The 14333-nt window shown below is 56.4% G+C and carries 13 protein-coding genes; 4 read left to right on the forward strand and 9 right to left on the reverse strand.

Translation table 11 applies throughout. The features are described 5' to 3' along the window. Positions 1–19 precede the first annotated feature (19 nt). Complete coding sequence (locus tag OP10G_RS16185) at positions 20–1255, forward strand: glycosyltransferase family 4 protein (RefSeq protein ID WP_025229396.1); 1236 nt, start codon at positions 20–22, stop codon at positions 1253–1255. Here the strand turns inward: OP10G_RS16185 and OP10G_RS16190 are convergent. The 6 genes from OP10G_RS16190 to OP10G_RS16215 all read right to left on the reverse strand — a co-directional run bounded on the left by OP10G_RS16190 (position 1233) and on the right by OP10G_RS16215 (position 7491). After that, entirely contained in the window at positions 1233–2045 is an 813-nt protein-coding gene (locus tag OP10G_RS16190; protein WP_025229395.1) for a glycosyltransferase family 2 protein, read from the reverse strand. The genes OP10G_RS16185 and OP10G_RS16190 overlap by 23 nt on opposite strands. Continuing rightward, positions 2042–2674, reverse strand: coding sequence for a DapH/DapD/GlmU-related protein (locus OP10G_RS27940; protein ID WP_084179413.1), 633 nt, complete (start codon positions 2672–2674; stop codon positions 2042–2044). Before OP10G_RS27940 ends, OP10G_RS16190 begins: the two co-directional genes overlap by 4 nt. Further along, positions 2602–3753, reverse strand: coding sequence for a glycosyltransferase (locus OP10G_RS16200; protein WP_025229393.1), 1152 nt, complete (start codon positions 3751–3753; stop codon positions 2602–2604). Before OP10G_RS16200 ends, OP10G_RS27940 begins: the two co-directional genes overlap by 73 nt. Next, a complete protein-coding gene (locus OP10G_RS16205) occupies positions 3750–4595 on the reverse strand; it encodes a glycosyltransferase family 2 protein (protein ID WP_025229392.1) in 846 nt (281 codons plus the stop codon). The genes OP10G_RS16200 and OP10G_RS16205 overlap by 4 nt, the downstream gene beginning before the upstream one ends. Positions 4596–4603: 8 nt before the next feature. Next, entirely contained in the window at positions 4604–5794 is a 1191-nt protein-coding gene (locus OP10G_RS16210) for a hypothetical protein (protein ID WP_144241192.1), read from the reverse strand. A 236-nt stretch (positions 5795–6030) separates the two neighbouring features. Further along, complete coding sequence (locus tag OP10G_RS16215) at positions 6031–7491, reverse strand: hypothetical protein (protein ID WP_025229390.1); 1461 nt, start codon at positions 7489–7491, stop codon at positions 6031–6033. Between the two features lie 110 nt (positions 7492–7601). On the opposite strand from OP10G_RS16215, the gene OP10G_RS16220 reads away from it, so the two are divergent. Continuing rightward, positions 7602–8486, forward strand: a complete 885-nt coding sequence (locus OP10G_RS16220) for an N-acetylneuraminate synthase family protein (RefSeq protein ID WP_025229389.1) — start codon at positions 7602–7604, stop codon at positions 8484–8486. Beyond that, positions 8483–9658: an acylneuraminate cytidylyltransferase gene (locus tag OP10G_RS16225; RefSeq protein ID WP_025229388.1), complete on the forward strand. Its 1176-nt coding sequence runs from the start codon at positions 8483–8485 to the stop codon at positions 9656–9658. Before OP10G_RS16220 ends, OP10G_RS16225 begins: the two co-directional genes overlap by 4 nt. 10 nt (positions 9659–9668) lie before the next feature. Here OP10G_RS16225 and OP10G_RS16230 read toward each other — a convergent pair whose 3' ends face one another. The 3 genes from OP10G_RS16230 to OP10G_RS16240 all read right to left on the reverse strand — a co-directional run bounded on the left by OP10G_RS16230 (position 9669) and on the right by OP10G_RS16240 (position 12808). Further along, the gene (locus OP10G_RS16230) at positions 9669–10775 is read right to left on the reverse strand and encodes a glycosyltransferase family 4 protein (protein ID WP_144241193.1); all 1107 of its coding nucleotides are present in this window, start codon (positions 10773–10775) and stop codon (positions 9669–9671) included. Between the two features lie 141 nt (positions 10776–10916). Next, on the reverse strand, positions 10917–11411 hold the full coding sequence (locus OP10G_RS16235; RefSeq protein WP_025229386.1) for a serine O-acetyltransferase: 495 nt from the start codon (positions 11409–11411) through the stop codon (positions 10917–10919). After that, positions 11408–12808 (reverse strand): lipopolysaccharide biosynthesis protein, encoded by a 1401-nt coding sequence (locus OP10G_RS16240; RefSeq protein WP_025229385.1) that lies wholly within the window; start codon positions 12806–12808, stop codon positions 11408–11410. The genes OP10G_RS16235 and OP10G_RS16240 overlap by 4 nt, the downstream gene beginning before the upstream one ends. Positions 12809–13172: 364 nt before the next feature. Between OP10G_RS16240 and OP10G_RS16245 the strand changes: the two genes are divergently transcribed. Next, a complete protein-coding gene (locus tag OP10G_RS16245) occupies positions 13173–14315 on the forward strand; it encodes an SLBB domain-containing protein (protein ID WP_025229384.1) in 1143 nt (380 codons plus the stop codon). Positions 14316–14333: the final 18 nt, after the last annotated feature.

Below are 14333 nucleotides of genomic sequence, written 5' to 3' on the forward strand. Positions count from 1 at the left end.
CGGCTTTTCTCGTTTTCTAATGCGAGTTTGTATTCTCAATGAGTTCTTCTATCCCGACGTTATGGGCGGGACCCCAAAGGTGCTTTCCGACCTTGCGTCGAAGCTGCGATTCTCCCATGGCTTAGACATTAGCGTTATAACCAGCCGGAATTCTTATCGCGACCCCAGCGTGAAGTTTTCGTCCTATGAAAATTGGGAAGGGATAAAGATTTTCAGGGTCGAGGCACCCCACTGGACTTCGAAGAGCACCCCGCAACGCCTCGCCGGAAACCTACTTTTCACGCACAGGGCCAAGCGGCGCATGTTGCGGGATGTGAAATGCGACGTGGTGTTGGTGTCTTCGGCGCCGGTAACGTTGCCGATGGCGGCGCTGGCGTACCTGCGCCGGCGAAAAATTCCGTATGTGTATGTCGTTTACGACATGGATCCCGATCGCGCGGTCGCTCTCGGGATCGCCGATCCGCATGGATTGCCCGTGCGAGCGCTCTCTTGGCAGCAACGAAAATGGCTCCACGGAGCGCATACGGTTGTGGCGATTGGGCGATGTATGCGCGACCACCTGATGGAACGGTATGAAGTTCCGCCCGATCGGATCGAGGTGATCGAGGTCGGAGCCGACGCCTATACGGTGCGGCCCCTTCCGCGGAATACAAAATTTCGGCGCGAAAACGAAATCGACGGTTTCATCGTGCTGTACTCCGGAAACTTCGGCAAGTACCACGACTTCGACACGGTTTTGGACGCGGCCAAGGCGGTTTGGTCGAAAAAGCCGTCGGTAACTTTCGTGCTGGTGGGGCGTGGCGCCAAGAAGGAGCACCTTCAGACGCGAATCGCGACCGAGCGAATCCACAACGTCAAGATGTTCGACTTCGTTCCGGAGGAGGATTACGCCGACCTGATTGCCTCGGCCGACGTTTGCCTCGTCACCTTGGAGGCCGGAATGGAAGGTCTGTGCGTTCCGAGCAAGTTCTATTCGATCCTTGCCGGCGGCCGGCCTACCCTGGCACTAATGCGGGCAAAGTCGGAAGTCGCGTATGCGGTGGACGGGGAGGATATCGGAATCGTGGTGGAATTGGGCGACTCGGGCCAGTTGGCAAAGACGGTATTGCAACTCACGACTAAATCCGAGGAGCTGAGAGTTCAGGGGGACCGGGCAAGATATTTGTTCGAGGCCCGGTATACGAGCGATATCATTGCGCAAAAGTTCGAGGCAACGCTTTCCAAAGCTGCCGCTAAGAACTCTCGATCTCTTTAGCTTTAAGATCGATCAGATATTCGTAGATCATCATAAGCCGGGCGTAGGTCATTCCCGGCTTGCCATCCAAGAAGGCTCGTTTCGCGATCACGAGAAAGAGCCATTTGACGAGCGGGCGCAAAGGCATTCGGTAAAAAATCGCTTTCTGCGCGACGCGCCGATTATTAAAATCGCGCTCGAACAGCGCGCTTTTGAGGCTTGGCTTGTGGGCGGCCCTTTGCCGAACGAGCTCTTGGGCTTCCATCGAGCTGTATCGATTATGCTTATCGACCCAGTGCGTGATTCCTTTGCTGAAAGGGAAGTGGTCGAACGGATTCTTTAGGTCGACGATCTCGCCGTCCGCAATCAGAACCTCGTTTACCTCCCGTTCGTAGCGAACCCGATTTGGCATTACAAGCCGGACGAAGAACGGAGACATTTGAGCATGCTTCAACCAACGCCCCATGAAAAAGTCGCGTCGCCGAATGCGGCAGGCGACGACTCCTTCGGGGGCCGATGAAACGAACGTTTCCATTTCGATCCGCAAGGCCTCGGGAACGATCTCGTCGGCATCTAAAATCAGGACCCAAGGATGTTTGTAATTAATCTGGTGAAGTCCGGCGTTCCGCTGGCGGGCGTATCCATCAAACGCACGTTGCGTAACTTTAGCGCCCAGCTCATTAGCCAGTTCTACGGTCCGATCCGTCGACATTGAATCGAAGACATGTATATCGTCAGACCATTTGAGACTCGCTATGCACGTCGGCAAATCCGATTCTTCATTCTTCGTGAGAATTAAAACTGAAATCATCGGCGCTCTTTCATGATCCGAGGCTTTATCGGCCGGCAGGGATTTCCTACGCAAACCATCCAGGCAGGCATGCTTTTCGTGACGACGGACCGGGCGCCGACCACGGCGCCTTCCCCAATCTCGACTCCCGGAGCGAGGAATGCTTCGGCAAAAATCCAGGCATGGTTTCCGATTGAAATCGGAAACGCAAGAAGAGGAGCGCCCCAATCAGAAATATCGTGCGTCCCACAGCAAAGGTGAGCTCCCTGGGAGATGGTCACGCGGTCTCCGACCGTGATCGGAGCCATAGAATAAAGATTCACACCATCGCCGATACCCGACTCTTCACCAATTCGGACATTCCACGGAGCCCAGATTTTAACGCTTGGATAGACATGGCTGCCGCGGCCTACTTCAGCTCCGAAAAGTCTTAACACGAATGCCCGCCATCGATGAGCGGGGCGCGGAGTCCATCGAAACAATGCGACCCATGCCACTCCCCAGAGGACTCGTCGCAATCGGTTGCTCAAAGAAAAACTGGGACCTCGATGCGTGTCGACATTAACCAGGATCTCGCTCACCGCATCTCCTCCAAAATTTCGAGCAATCCTCGCGCCGACTTTTTGATCTCGAAGCGTGACTCGAAACATTGTTTTGCCCGATCCGACATGGCAAGTTTTTCGGATACTGCAGTGTCGAGCCAACTTACGAGAAGTTCGCGAGTACCTTCCAAAGTGTCCTCGGCAACGAACCCGGCTTTGTCTTCCGCGATTTCCCGCCAGATGTTCACTTTTCTTGAAAGGAGCACGGGCCTGCCACATGCCAACGCCTCGGCGACGACGATCCCAAAATTCTCCTGATGCGACGGCAAGATAAACGCTTCGGAAGCGTGGTACGCGCCCCACTTGAGATCACCGGTCAACATGCCCGGCCAGTGAACACGTTCCGCGATACCTAACGATTCCGAGAGTCGTTGTAACTCTCCCATCCACCCCACTTGATCGGGACCAGCCACGACCAGGGCAAGGTCTTTATCGGTGGCACATACCTCCGCGAAGGCGGTGATCAGAAGGTCACACCCTTTCTTCGGGTGTATCCGGCTTAAGTACAGCAGAATCCGCTTCCCCTCCAATTGAGGAAAAGCAGTGAAGAAGACTGCACGCTGCTGCTCCGGTATTCCGCTCGGGTTGGTAATTCCGAGCGTCGCAACTCGCTCGTTGGCTTTGTAGAGTTTGAAAGATTGTCGAGCAAGCACCCTCTCATCCTCGCATGTAAACAGAACCGATTTTGCGTCCCTCAAAACTCGATACTCGCCCCACGGCCAGTAGAGACTTTTCTTGAGATGCTTGAGAGGGAAGGTGTGCTTAAACCAAGGGTCCAGCATGCCGTGGGTAAAGACCACGTAGGGGCGGCCAAGTTTCCGCATTGCGCGCCAGGTTGCAAATCCGGTGTACTGCCAAAGACCGTTCATAATTACCGCATCGAAGCCGGCGGCGTTCTTCAGCAACCAAGGATGAAGGTCGGGCGCGTAGGCAAAGGCGGTTGAACCCGGGCCGAGTGGGTGCACCTTGCAAGGAAATTCGTCGATAAAGGGCAGGCCGGGGGCGTCGCAAGTGGCGACTTCCATCGAATGCCCCAACTCGATAAATGCACGAGCCTGTTGCCGAATCACTTCACTGGGTCCGCCGGTAGCCGGATCGATGCTCGAAACGACTTGGAGAATTCTCAAGTTCGGCCGCCATTTTGACGGTAGTCCCTTACCAGGCAGGCGGCGTGCATCAAGCGAAACGTCGCTTTACGCCATTTCCGCTCCAGGTCGGAGATCTGAATCCCGTTTGAAGCAAAGATTTCCCGTGTCCGCGCCCGCGCGGTCGCGCGTCTAGCTAAGGTTTTCTCATCGGGATTCGACAACAGTCCAACAGTAATGCTCTTCTCGTGGAAGCGAAAGCCGGCTAAGACGGCCGGAATATCTTTGAACGCGAATCCCTTAACCGCGGCCTGCGCATAAAACTCGGGGTCCCAATTGGTCCGGTTATCGGCGTTGAACCCGCCCACGGCTTCGTGAAGAGTTCTCTTCCATGCCGAAGCCTGCTGCGGAAGAACCATTACGCCGGCAGCGTAGGTTCTAATGGACCACGGGCAAGCCGGGTAGCCCCAAGCCTTTCCACCTCCGGGTCCTTTCGTCGGCCGGCCCTCTCCATCTAGATACTTGATTCCTCCGTAGACCAAATCCACCCGAGGGTTTTTTTGAAAGGCATCTACCCACTTCTGAACTGCCTCCGGAAGGAGAACGTCGTCGGAATTCAGGTAAGCAAAAATCGTGCCGGTTGCCTGCTCAAATCCCTGGTTCAGGGCGTCCGCCGGACCGTTGTCTTTTTTGGAATGCCAATACTTCAACCGGTCCGCATATTCGGCGATGATTTCCGCGCTGTTGTCCGCCGAGCCACCGTCGATCACGATGTACTCGACGTTAGGATAGGTCTGCCCTAAGACCGACTCGATACATGCCCTCAGGTATTGGGCCTGATTGAACGAGACGGTCACGATCGACACCAGGGGCTGCGGGTCCATCTTAGATCTCACGCGGTCGCCTCCACCGACGTCCGCAAACGAATTTGAGCCTGCTGCTCTCGCCTTGCAATGACCGCCATCCAGCTCACGATCGCCAGCATGAACCCGACTTCGACCTTGCGTTCGCCTCCAAATGGGGAGAAGAGAAGGTCCCACGAGAGCTGGGTGATGGTGTAGCAAAACAGCGGACCCCACACCCCGAGCGTGTTAAAAGTGCCGGTGAACAGCGTACGCAACATCTGGAGCAGCGCGAACATCCAGAAAATTCCGCCGCAAATTCCGGCCTCGACCCACCCCTGAAGGAGAAACGAGTGGGTTGGAATGCGCCCCGTGGTACGCACCGAGCCTTTCTGAATCCCCAGCTCGTACGACCGGGAGTGGACGAATTCATAGTCCTTGGCCCACGAGCCGTATCCGATGATCGGCGATCGCAAAATTTCCGGAACGGAAAACAGCATCTCATTTCGGCCGCCTAGGACGATGTCGAAGGGGCCGACGTCCTCCTGGCTAATCGAAATCTGCGTTTCGTATTTCTCTTGCCCTTCCTTTCCAAGCAAACCGTTCGAGGCGGCGTATTTGTATAGTCCAAGGATCGCCAAAATCCCGAGGACCATCGTGCAAATCGCCGCAATCGATTTACGTCGCAGCTTCGTTTTGGAAGGGGTTGCTTTGCCTACATCCAAGATCCAAAGCGAAAGAATTCCGGTCGCAAGAAGCGTCATTCCTGCGGCCGAACGTGCATTTTGCGAGAGCGCGACCAGCCCGGAAAGAAGCGGCAGAATAAGCGCCATCCGCCCAAACCTTGCGGACAGGTACCCGGCGCCGATGAAACAGACGCACGAAACCGGAATCGCCAAGTAAAACTTATAAAGCGGTAAGGTCGGTCCGGCGGCGGCGGAGGCCAGGATAACCATTAACGAACCGACCATGTAGGCGGCCATTCGCCATGGTTTGCCGTCCAATAAGGCGGGAGCTAGGAAAAGGGTGAGCAAGAAGATCAATATCTTCGCCCAGCCACGGAAGTAATCCTCCTCGGCGGATTGCCGAACGAAATCCGAGGTCACCAAGGAGACGAAATAGATCACTCCAAGCGAGAGAAATGTCCGAAAAGGCTTCATTCGGACGATCTGCGTCGCCTTCCGAATGTAGAAAGGGGCGAGCACGATCACCAAAATATCGCGCGCCCCAAGCTCGCCCACGAAGGAGAATTTAAGGAGTCCGGCCAAGCCGATAAGAAACAGGAGCCAGACGTTCCGATCCCTTAGCGGATGATACGGTCGAGACCTGGCAGCACCTTCCGCAAACGAAAGGTATGAAAGGGATGTGGGCGCGCTCATGAATCCGCTCTTTCTTGGCGTAGCGCGTTGCTATCGGCTCCCACCGGCGGCCCTGTCGGTGTGAAATCGTCTTGCTAAGCAAGCGCAAGAACAGTCTGCTATATTCCCGGAATATTTGCAATGGGTTTAGCGAAACTATCAAGGTTTTCGAGTGCGCCGAAAACCCGACGCCAGTACAACTCTTCCGGCTCGGAGGCGATTCGCTCGAGATCCTCCACGGAATCAAACGCCAGTGCGACGGCGAGGGCGCCCAGCGTATTTTCCGCGTCTTGAGGGAAATTAAGCTTGAACAGCGCCACCCTTTGACCCTCCGCTAAAAGGTCGAGGGCCAAAGTGCTTAGATGAGCCACGTGGAGACATTCCGACGCGCTGAAGATCTGGGTCCGATCGGCAACGATCGTGGCGGCGCCGACGGCTCGCCAGCCGGCCAAAATCTCTTCGTAACTGTCAATTTCCTCGCGCGGATGGATCTTTAGCAGGACCTCGTCCACCGCGTTTCGCGAGATAAAATCGGTGAGAATCGATGCGCAGCGCCGCCCCTCGGGAATCCGCAAAGCACCCATCATAAGGTCGTCGGTTCCCGCAAAACGCCCGAGCGCCAAGAAGAGGTTCGTACTATAACCGACGCGTGAAAACCGCGGCGTTGCATCCGATGAAATGCGCTCTCCCAACGCTCTCCGGATCGTATCTAACAGGTCGCGACGCGCTCTTACTTCCCGGCAAAAGCCGTACCGCGCCAGGGCAGATCGGTCGCTTTCATATTCGGTATAGATGATGTCAGTTGTTGTACGTGCTACAAAAGGGAGATACGGAACTCCGTGCATCAGAGTCACGCTCTCAATCCCATTCCGCGCCCGGGCGGCGTCGGCAATGTAGGAACACATCGAGGTGTAGGTCGTAAACCAGATGCGACTCGTGTCGGCATGTATAAAGAATGCTCGCGATTCCTTAACATACGATCTCAACATCGGCGTCAGGGCTAGCCCGAAGCGTCCCCAGGCCTTGGCTTGGCCTGGGAAAACACCGGCCACTCGCCAGGCGGCGCTTAGGCATCGGAGAAATCCTATCGACGAAGTTATGGTGTTTCGAGGCCCGAAGCCCCACCCGATAACGGCGGTGGAGGGGGGCGGTTTTCCAAAGAGCAGGTCGCGAATGCCGATGACCGGCATCTCCAAACAACTTCCCGCCGGTTCTTCCTCGATGATCTCCGCGCTCGTCTTCAGTTCGACCGGAGAATCGCCCCGAAAGATAATGACGGACGCACTATTGGCCTCTCGTCCCGAACATCTTTTGGCCGCACGAAAGAGCGAGACGAAATATCCAACAAAGGCTCCGGCAAGGAGGTGAAACCGCGATTTGGATTTGGTGACCGCCCCGTCCGGGCGCACGTAATTTGTGAGGTATTGGAACACATGGATTCGGGCTGCTTCTGCGCTTGCGCCCGAGTATTCCGCTACACGTGCAATGAGCTCTTGACCGCCGTTGTCGCAGAGCACCTTCTCCCAATGTTCGCAATCGCGGCTCACCTGGAGAATAGGCGTTTGCAGCAAGCCATCCACTTGCAAACTATACCTACTCGTCGTATAATCGTCTCCGTTGGACGTTGGCCCTGCATTGATGCTGGCCTCGTTTGCCCGGCATTGCGGCTGGCAAAGCTCAGGGCAAAACTATGATTCCTCCAAAAGTTATCGCAGAGGTGGGTTGCAACCACAAGGGCGATCTAATGATCGCCAAGCAAATGATCAATGTAGCCGCATCCTTTAGCGGCGTCGATGTAATAAAATTCCAGAAACGTAACCCACAGGAGGCGCTTTCTCCTAACCAATACAATTCGGTTCACCCGGTTCCGGAGAATTCGTACGGGCAAACTTACGGAGCCCATCGCGAGTTTTTGGAATTTACCGTCGACCAACACCGAGAATTAAAGGCGACTTGCGAAGAGAATCGGGTCGAGTACTCTTCTTCTGTATTCGACCTCACCTCCGCAAAAGAGATCGCCTCCCTAAACCCACGTTTCATTAAGATCCCATCGCAGGGAAATCTTCGGTTTGGAATGCTGGAGTACCTATGCGACGAATATCACGGCGATATGCACGTCAGCTTTGGCATGACAACTCATCTCGAAGAGCAAGAGATCGTGGAAGTCTTCGTTAAAAAGGGGCGCGCGAAGAACTTGGTCATTTACTCCTGTACTTCGGGATACCCCGTTGCGCATGAGGATCTCTGCTTACTGGAGATTGTCCGCCTTAAGAACACGTACGGATCAACGGTTAAGGAGATCGGTTTCTCCGGGCACCACAACGGTATTGCGGCCGACGTCGCCGCCACTACGCTTGGAGTCTCCTGGATCGAGCGCCACTTTACGCTGGATCGAACTTGGAAGGGAACCGACCACGCCGCTTCGCTCGAGCCCGACGGGTTGCGGAGGCTGGTCCGCGACGTTCGGAACGTATCGAAGGCTCTCGAATATAAGCATCAGGAGATCCTGGACTCCGAAATGCCAAACCGCAACAAGGAGAAGTACACCGCGGAAAAATATGTAGCGCAGCGATGAAAGCGGTCGGTTTCATCCCGGTGCGCAGTGGGAGCAAGAGCATCCCACGCAAAAATGTTCGGCCGCTTGCCGGTAAACCGCTCGTTCTTTGGGCGGTCGAAGCGGCGGCCCGGTCCGGGGTACTCGACCGCGTCGTCGTAGCCACGGACGACGCGGAGATCAAAGCGATCGTGCAGCAGGCCGCCCTTCCGGGCGTCGTGGTGGTCGACCGCGACCCGGCGAACGCCACCGATACGGCGAGCACCGATAGCGTGATGCTCGAATATGCGGTTCACGAAGATTTCGACACCTTCGTTTTGCTGCAGGCCACCTCGCCCCTCACGACGTCGAAGGATGTTCGAAACGCGGTTCGGATCTACCAGGAAACGGGCGCCGATTCGCTGGTGACCGGGGTTCGGCAGAAGAGGTTCATCTGGGAGCGTAACGACGGCCACCTCGGCCGCGCCATCAACTACGACCCGTCCCGCCGGCCCCGCCGTCAGGATTTCGATGGATACGTGGTTGAAAACGGCGCGATTATCGTGTGCGATCGACTCGGTTTGATCAAGCACGGATACCGGCTCTTCGGCAATGTCGCCGTTTACGAGATGGAGGACGAGACCTACATCGAGATTGATGAACCGAGCGATTGGGAAGTATTGGAAGCCCTGATCCATTCTCGAACTCGTCAAGCCGTCCAAGACAGCTATGTCGAGCGCCTCGGTTCGATCCAACTCGTGCTCACCGACGTCGACGGGGTCTTAACCGACGCCGGAATGTACTACGGCGAACAGGGAGACGAGCTGAAGAAATTCAACACGCGCGACGGAAAAGGGCTGGAGCTGATGCGCAAGATCGGCGTAAAAATCGGCATCGTCACCAGCGAAAATACTTTGCTCGTCGAACGCCGAGCCCGAAAGCTCAAGATGGATTTCCTCCATCAAGGGGTCGAAAGGAAGAGCGTGGTGTTGACAGAAATTTGCCAAGAGCTCGGCATTTCGCCGGCAAACGTCGCCTATATAGGCGACGATGTCAACGATTTGGAGATCCTTCGGGAGGTCGGTTTCGCGGCATGCCCGGCCGACGCGGTCGATGAAGTGAAGCAGGTTGCCCACTTTGTCACCAAAGCCAAGGGGGGCGAGGGGGCCGTGCGCGAACTCTGCGACCTCATCCTGAGCGTCAAGCAACGGTAAGACGGCGGCGCTATGCAGACAGATGCCGGTACAGCTCTTGAACCTGATCTGCGTAGTGCCACTGCCGATAGCAAGAAAGAACCAGCTCGCGGTTCGCCTTTCCGATCTCGCGAACCTGATCTAGATTCGTAATCGCCCACCGGATCGCAGTTTCAAGGGCGCTCACGTCGCCGACGGGGACCACCGCACCGTGCACACGGTCCACCACGATGGAACCGGAATTACCGGTCGTAATCACATAACATCCCGCCGCAAGCGCCTCGAAGATGACACGGGCGGAGCCCTCGACCAGGGATGGGAAGACGAAGATGTCGTTTGCCGCCATCTTTTTTGCCAGGTCACCACGCGATAGAAATCCGAGCGCGGTGACGCGCGGGTCGCGCAAAAATTCCCTCACCCCCTCCCCAGAAGCTTCGTCGATGTGCGAGGCGATCTCAAAGGTCCACGGCAGTTCGGGAATGCGGGACATCGCCTCCACCAGTTCGGGCGCTCCTTTTCGTTTGCTGTAAGAGCCGGCAAAGAGAAGCCGCGCCGATTCCGGCGCGGCTTCTCGCTTTGGAATACGCTCTAAAAATTGCTCGTCGACGCCCAGATAAACGACGGTGACCTGGTCGTCGCTCCAACCTTGGCTCAGCATGGTCGCCTTGACGAAGTCGGAGTTGACCAACACATGGTCTGCCGCCTCGATGTCGGCCAGGATAAGACGCTCGACCGGGTTCGTCGGCTCGGGAAGGGCTCCCTCGGGAAACCTTCCCATGTGCCCCATCATGTATTCGAGCACCTTCGGGTGGGCGATCGAATGGTCGCAGAGCGCTACCATTCCAGCCTTTTTGGCCTCCGTAACCGATGCTCCGCCATATCCGGCGCGATAGTGGTACACCCCTTTTTTTGCATTTTTTGCGATAAAGCGTCCGGCGCGGTGGCCGTATCGGGAGTAAGACTGGGCTTGCAGTTTCTGGGCCAGGGTATGAAGGCGGCTTGATTTTCGGAGTGCTCGCGACACGTGATAAAGCGACTCCTCTTTCCAAAAAGCCAGGATCGCGCGTTCCGGGAGAGACTCTTCCCGCTGCTGGAGCCGCTGTAGGCGCCCGGTCTTTTTCGCCGGCAATCTCGACACGAGACTTCCGAAGCGCCCAACCGGATAGGAGCCGGTTATAAAACGAGATAAGCCGTCTCGTTTTGCAAGCTCCGATGCCAAGACACTAAGGTGGAATTTTCCGTATCCGTTTGAAATAATGACCACGGCGACCTCCGAAACCTACTCTAGAAATTCACCGAGGACGGCGATCCTCTCGATCGCGTCGGCGTCTCTTTCCGATGTCCGTATCAGTTTCGCGGGAATTCCGACCGCGGTAGCTCCATCGGGCACGGAACGGATAACCACCGCATTGGCTCCGATAACGGCTCCCGGGCCAATCGTCAACTCGCCCGATGCGATAACTTTCGCTCCAGCTCCGATCACTACACCGTCTCCGATTCGGATATTCGCCGAGACAACCTCTCGCCCTTTCCGCACGTTTTGGCCGAGAACGACATGGGGAAGGATCATTACGTCGTTACCGATCTCAACCGCCGCATTCATAATGACGCCGTTTCCATAGTCGGGAAGCCGAAATCCGGTGCCGATCGAAACCTGAGGCGGAATGCTACAACCGCTTAGAAAATAGTTGAGGCGGTATACGAGCCGGGCGATACGAACCGCACCCATCAGGTGAAGCCGTCTCGAAAGGCGATAGAGAATGATCGGGTTCATGAGGTGAAGTTCGCTGAAGACACTCTCTCCTGGGGACGAAACACCTTCTTCGTGAGATACCAATACATCGGCAGTGCGACGATCGACACGTACAGGGTGCTACTGGCCCATGCCACACCGGACAATCCAAACGTTCTCGCAATCATGGGTTTCACCGAAAAACCGATAAGAACATACAGCCCCATCAGGAGAATTTGGAACTTAATCTTGCTCAGCGAAGAGAGCAACACGCCGGTCGGGCCGACGAAGCTATCTACGATTAGCCAAATGCCCCTGGCGATCAAAACGCTAAGAGGAACCGTCAAGTGGCCTTCCGTCCAGACCCTGATGATCCAAGGGCTCAGAAGTACGAGAATCGGCGCTACGATCGAGCACACGATCAGCGCTCCAATAATCGACCGCGTATATGTGCGCCTCACCCATTCGTGATCACCCCGAGCGTGCGATTCGCGATAAGCGGGCCACAAGGCATTGATAAACATCGTAATAAGCGTCTGAACCACGTTGAATAGTCGGACGCCGGTGGAGTAGATCGCCACCGCGATTCCGCCCATCACCCCGCCGAGGATAACGTTGTCCATGTTGTTGCACGTGGATGCCGCCACCTGGAGGAGGCAAAAAAGCACTCCCTCGTTCAAAAGCGCGGTCGCCACGCTTCGTTTCACGGCTCCGAAAGATGGCGTGAGGTCGGGCTCTCGGGCGAAAAAAGTGGCGAAATTGAGTGCCGTCGAGATAAGAGGTATCCCGGAATAGGCGAGTACAAGAATCGGAAGCGGCGCACGGAAATAGACTGCGCACAGAATTCCCATCAGCGACCCGATTCCTCCCACCAACTGCCACATGTAGGTGACGTGTCCGCGCTGCAATCCAATCTGGATTCGCTGGACAATATCCATGGGCAAGTTGATCAAGATGCAAGCTAGGCATACATAGACGGCTAGCGAAGCTTCGCGCAGTACGGCAGGGCTTGATGTCTTAATCAGCGGAAACTGGACGTTCAAGGCGACGAGGCCGATCAGGACCAGTGACAACACAGATCCGATGCACAGCAAGAGCATGAAGGCGCTCGATATCGCGATATGCATCCGCTTTCGGTCCTGAGCGCCATTGGCGTCCGCCACCTGGTTGAGAAGGCCGATACCCATGCCGAGGTCGGCAAACGCCATCATCGCCACGAAGGAGCTGACCGTCATCCAGACTCCATACCGCTCGGGGCCAAGGTAGTGAACGGTCAACGGTACGGTCACTACGAGTGAGACTGCCGAAACGAGCTTCACCAGGAGGGCCGAGAACGCCACGAGAGTTGCCCGCTTAACCCGCTGCTTTCCGCGATCATGCGCATCCACGCGATCGGTGGGTGCCAAGGTAGGAGGGGCAATGCCTTCTAGATCCGACATGCGTGTCACAAGGTTCTAAGTGAACTTCAGCGACACTGCCTCAGTTTGCAATCGTATTTTGCAAGCGGGTTTTCTCGTCCAATCCGGATCGGAGCGAGAAGCGATTCTGGATCTCCGTAGAGTGGGCGTATCATACCACGCCTTTTGAGAGTCTACAAGACCCGATTTGAGATTGATTTCCGGTTTTTCGCGTCCGCTTCAGAGGCAATTGGCCCGGTCAAAGGCTCTCAGGGAGGCCTTACGAAAGAATTCGCGATCCTTCGCTAGAAACATTTATTAGACAAATTTTTCGCACCCTTTGCGGGGAGCGAATGTTCTACTATACTAATCTCAAGCGGCAAAGATGGCGCAAGGTCTCGGATCTATGCGAAAGTCTTTCTCGCTATCGTTCATCTGTTTGCTGGCGGCAAGCAGCTTCCCTCAGTCGAATCCCGACGCGGACCAATACCGGCTCGGGCCCGAAGATGCCATCAGCGTCTCGGTGCTTAAGCACCCGGAATTTTCCGGCGACTTCCTTGTTCCGGCGAACGGGGTGATCCAGTTCCCGGTCGCGGGCGGCCTCAAGGTTTCCGGTCTATCGCTTGCCGAAGTCAGGAAGCAGCTCACCGAAAAACTCAAGGCTCGGCTGCTAAAACCGGAGGTTTCCGTGACCCTCAAAATGGCAAGGGTCCAGCGCTTCTACGTCCTTGGCGACGTCAAAGGGCCGGGGATTTACGATGTCAAGCCCGGCTGGGGTGTGGCCGAGGCGCTGAGCGCGGCCGGGGGGTTGGGCGCCGACGTCCAGCAGAAGGATGTTCGCGTTACGATCGAGAAGGCCGGCACGGGCGAGAAGATCCGGGTCGGATTGCCACAAGCCTTGAGCGACGGTGCCGCTAAAGTCGCTCCCGGCGATATCGTCCGATTCGACGCCGTTCAAAAATTGCCGGTTTACGTCTCCGGCAAGGTAAGGAATCCGGGACTCTATCGACTGCGGGAGGACGCGACCGGGCTGCTGGCGGCCATCGCCGAGGCGGGCGGACCCACCGAGGACGCCTCCATCGCCAAGGTGCGGGTGGTCCACGTCAACGGCGGAGAAGATGTGGTCGACCTCGTCCCGACGCTCGTGAGAGGCGAGTCCTCGACCCTTCCGGTGCTCGCATCGGGCGATATGGTCATCGTGCCGGAGGCAACCAGCAAGTTCGCCATTCTCGGGTTCGTAAGCAAGCCCGGATACTACGCCATTCCCGAAGGGCGGCTCTACACGCTGAGCGATGCCGTCGCCTTGGCGGAAGGAGCCGATAAGCGCGGCCGGCTCTCCAAGGTTGGCTTGGTGAGAACCGAAAACGGAAAGCAGACCCGGTCCATCTACGACCTCGGACGGTTTCTGCAAAAGGGGGACTCGTCTCAGAATCCTGCCCTTCGGCCGGGGGACGTCGTGTACGTTCCGGAGACTAACCGAGCGGAGCTTGGAACGATTCTAAGTGCCATCTCCACCTCGGCTCTGCTCTTCAACGTGTTCAAGCACTAGCCCCGAAAAGTATCGAAC

The organism is Fimbriimonas ginsengisoli Gsoil 348, from assembly GCF_000724625.1.
Taxonomy (GTDB): domain Bacteria; phylum Armatimonadota; class Fimbriimonadia; order Fimbriimonadales; family Fimbriimonadaceae; genus Fimbriimonas; species Fimbriimonas ginsengisoli.

Excerpts from the sequence above, each read along its gene's own strand:
- OP10G_RS16240 (WP_025229385.1), bottom strand. The coding sequence starts at position 12,808 with ATGTCGGATCTAGAAGGCATTGCCCCTCCTACCTTGGCACCCACCGAT.
- OP10G_RS27940 (WP_084179413.1), bottom strand. The coding sequence starts at position 2,674 with ATGTTTCGAGTCACGCTTCGAGATCAAAAAGTCGGCGCGAGGATTGCT.
- OP10G_RS16235 (WP_025229386.1), bottom strand. The coding sequence starts at position 11,411 with ATGAACCCGATCATTCTCTATCGCCTTTCGAGACGGCTTCACCTGATG.
- OP10G_RS16205 (WP_025229392.1), bottom strand. The coding sequence starts at position 4,595 with ATGGACCCGCAGCCCCTGGTGTCGATCGTGACCGTCTCGTTCAATCAG.
- OP10G_RS16185 (WP_025229396.1), top strand. The coding sequence starts at position 20 with ATGCGAGTTTGTATTCTCAATGAGTTCTTCTATCCCGACGTTATGGGC.
- OP10G_RS16225 (WP_025229388.1), top strand. The coding sequence starts at position 8,483 with ATGAAAGCGGTCGGTTTCATCCCGGTGCGCAGTGGGAGCAAGAGCATC.
- OP10G_RS16190 (WP_025229395.1), bottom strand. The coding sequence starts at position 2,045 with ATGATTTCAGTTTTAATTCTCACGAAGAATGAAGAATCGGATTTGCCG.
- OP10G_RS16245 (WP_025229384.1), top strand. The coding sequence starts at position 13,173 with ATGCGAAAGTCTTTCTCGCTATCGTTCATCTGTTTGCTGGCGGCAAGC.
- OP10G_RS16220 (WP_025229389.1), top strand. The coding sequence starts at position 7,602 with ATGATTCCTCCAAAAGTTATCGCAGAGGTGGGTTGCAACCACAAGGGC.